Genomic DNA, 846 nt, shown 5'->3' on the forward strand with positions numbered 1-846 from the left:
GCATTCCGGGTCATCCCAGTTGACGACAGCAACATCATCTTCCGTTTGGTTATCAAAAAGTTTTGCTTTTGAATTGACGTAGTCATCCMTATCGCCGTGATAATCCAAATGCGTCTCTGCAATGTTAAGCAATAACGCAATATGCGGACGGAACTCACTTGTTCCTTTCAATTGAAAGCTGCTTAGCTCAGCAACGATCCATTGATCGGGCGTCGCTTCCAAGGCTGCTTCGCATAGAGGACGACCGATATTGCCTGCCACGATGGGATTCAAGCCAGCTGCGCTTAATATTTCGCCGATCCAAGTCGTCGTTGTTGTTTTGCCGTTTGAGCCTGTAATGCCTATGATCGGTGCAGGAGAAAGCCAATAAGCAGCTTCTACCTCCGTAATGACCTCAACGCCAAGCTCCTCCGCCCTCTGCACTGGAGGTGACGTATATGGGATACCAGGGTTTTTGATAAGGAGCGCTGTTTCTTCTGTAATTAGGTCATCTGGATGATAACCGCATAGCACAGAAATGCCCAAAGCAGTCAATTCGTCCGCTTCGGGGCATAATTCACGTTCCTTCATGTCGTTCACTACAACTTCTGCGCCTAATTGATGAAATACTTTTGCGACGCTTACCCCGCTTCTAGCCAAGCCTAAGACAACAACTCGGCGGCCTTCATAAGATGCCGGATGATTCATAACTGACAGTCCCTTCTATGTATGCATAAAGCGGCTCTTAATCAAATAAAAGCCGCTTTTTCGTAAGTTTTATCTCTATAGTATAACAAATAGTAAACCAATTGCTGCAAACACGATACCTACAAACCAAAACACAGTAACAACCTTCCATTCGGACCA

General features: G+C 45.8%; 1 protein-coding gene. It reads right to left on the reverse strand.

Annotation, left to right across the window (positions count from 1 at the left end):
* Window positions 1-687: UDP-N-acetylmuramoyl-L-alanine--D-glutamate ligase (murD, locus tag AC1DSE_RS35920; protein ID WP_477529202.1), on the reverse strand; the 687-nt coding region annotated here is incomplete at its 3' end.
* Window positions 688-846: the final 159 nt, after the last annotated feature.

Source organism: Paenibacillus sp. 01L418 (assembly GCF_056400045.1).